This window comes from Kitasatospora sp. NPDC091257 (genome assembly GCF_044757675.1).
Classification (GTDB): Bacteria; Actinomycetota; Actinomycetes; order Streptomycetales; family Streptomycetaceae; genus Kitasatospora; species Kitasatospora lactacystinica.
On sequence record NZ_JBIVVI010001546.1, the window covers coordinates 1 to 1774 of the forward strand.

3 protein-coding genes are annotated in these 1774 nt (G+C 75.0%); 1 reads left to right on the plus strand and 2 read right to left on the minus strand.

Annotated features, from left to right (window positions below; translation table 11 throughout):
• Together ACIQOV_RS40130 and ACIQOV_RS40135 are read right to left on the minus strand one after the other, a co-directional pair.
• Positions 1-1046: serine hydrolase domain-containing protein (locus ACIQOV_RS40130; protein ID WP_401055906.1), on the minus strand; the 1046-nt coding region annotated here is incomplete at its 3' end.
• Between the two features lie 246 nt (positions 1047-1292).
• On the minus strand, positions 1293-1496 hold the full coding sequence (locus tag ACIQOV_RS40135; RefSeq protein WP_401055908.1) for a hypothetical protein: 204 nt from the start codon (positions 1494-1496) through the stop codon (positions 1293-1295).
• Here ACIQOV_RS40135 and ACIQOV_RS40140 point away from each other — a divergent pair.
• A complete protein-coding gene (locus tag ACIQOV_RS40140; protein ID WP_401055910.1) occupies positions 1414-1686 on the plus strand; it encodes a CGNR zinc finger domain-containing protein in 273 nt (90 codons plus the stop codon). The two genes, ACIQOV_RS40135 and ACIQOV_RS40140, sit on opposite strands and share 83 nt — an antisense overlap.
• Positions 1687-1774 lie beyond the last annotated feature (88 nt).

Genomic DNA, 1774 nt, shown 5'->3' on the forward strand with positions numbered 1-1774 from the left:
GTCTGCTCCTCGACGCGCTCCTCGGTCCCCAGCCCGTAGCCGCGTCCCGGTCCGGCGTCCGTCGTCCTGGTCATCTCGGCGAGTTCGGCGGGGCGCAGCAGTCGGCCGTCCAGGAGGGCGGCGATGAACCGGTTGAGGTCGGCGGCGCTGGAGATGCCCTGCCCGGCGGCGCCCAGAACGGACGGGTTGAGCTCGGTGACGTCCACCGGCCCGGTCGAGAGCTTCACGTAGCCGTGGGCGTGGGGGCCGGGCAGCAGCGGCGACAGGCCGGGCATGGTGGTGTCGTGCAGTCCCAGTGGCCGGATGATCCGCTGCTCGACCTCCCGCTGCCAGGGGCGGCCGGTGACCTTCTCGATGAGCAGGCCGGCGAGCAGGTAGTTGGTGTTGGAGTAGTGCCAGCCCTGCCCCGGTGGGAAGTACGGGGCACGGCCGTTGGCGAGCGCGAGCAGGTCGGCCGGCCGGTAGGTGTGCCAGCGCGGTCCGGCCAGCCAGCTGCGGTACTGGTCCTCGTCCTGGGGATCCATGCCGGGCGCTTCGGTGTAGTTGTACAACCCGCTGGTGTGGTCGAGCAGTTGGCGGACGGTGATGGCCGCGCCGTTCGGCACCGCGCCGGGAAGGCGGGCGTCGACCGGGTCGTCCAGGCCGAGGCGCCGCTCGGCGGAGAGCTGGAGCACGACGGTGGCGACGAAGGTCTTGGTGACGCTGCCGATCCTGAACCGGGCGCGCGCGGGCACCGCCGCGCCGGTGACCGGGTCGGTCACCCCGGCGCGCCCGCGCCAGACGGTCCGCCCGTCCTGGCGGACCTCGCCGACGGCGGCCGAGGAGCCGGCGTCGACGATGCCCCGCAGCGTGGTGCGCAGCGCGGCGGAATCGGCGCCCTCCGGCAGGAACTCCCCCTCCTCGTCCGCGGGCTGGATCACGACCGGCAGTCCGGCGGAGGGCGCGGCGAAGCCCGTCGTGGCGCCGGCGCCGAGCAGCGCGGTGGCGGCCAGGAGTGCGGCGGCCGAGCGGATACCGGCCCTCGATGTGCGCGGATGTGGCGTCATGCCTGCGTCCCTCCCCTGTCGGGCGCGCGTCGCCGCCCCCTCGCACCGATTCTGTCGGTGGGCCTCCGGCCGCGGCATCCACCGGAGGTGCTGCTTGGCATCCTCCCCGGGGCTGGTCGAGCCCGAATTCACCGTCCTTCAGGCGTACTTCACTCCGTACAGCGGTCCGGGGTCGGGGTCGGAGCCGGAACGGAATGGGCAGGACGGCGGGGAGGCGGCGTGCTGTTTCCCCCTGCGGCCGAATTGTTATGACGGTCCATCAGAAGATCGCCATTCGGAGGTTCCGGTGTCCGGCGCGGACGGCGCCCGTCGCAGGACGGCGAGCAGCCGCCCGTCCTCGGCGGGAGCCTGCCGCGCCCGCCAGGCGATGTGGCCGTCCGGGCGGACGAGGACGGCGCCGCACACCCGCGCCCCCGCCGACGCCGGCCTCACCCACTGGCTGCTCTCCACCGCCGCCCTCGCCCTCGGCCTGTGGCTCGGCGAACGCGGCGGCTGCGCCTGGGGCCGCTGCGCCGCCCCGGGCTGCGAACGCTTCTTCATCGACACCGGCCGCCGCACCCCGCAGTGCTACTGCACCCCGCGCTGCGCCACCCGCGTCCGCGTCGCCGCCCACCGCGCGCAGCGGGAGGACCGGGCGTGAGGGCGGGGGAGGAGGCCGTTCCCCGCCCCCGCCGCGGCCGAACCTCCGCACTGGGTTCGTACACCGATCCGGGCCGGCGACCCCACCC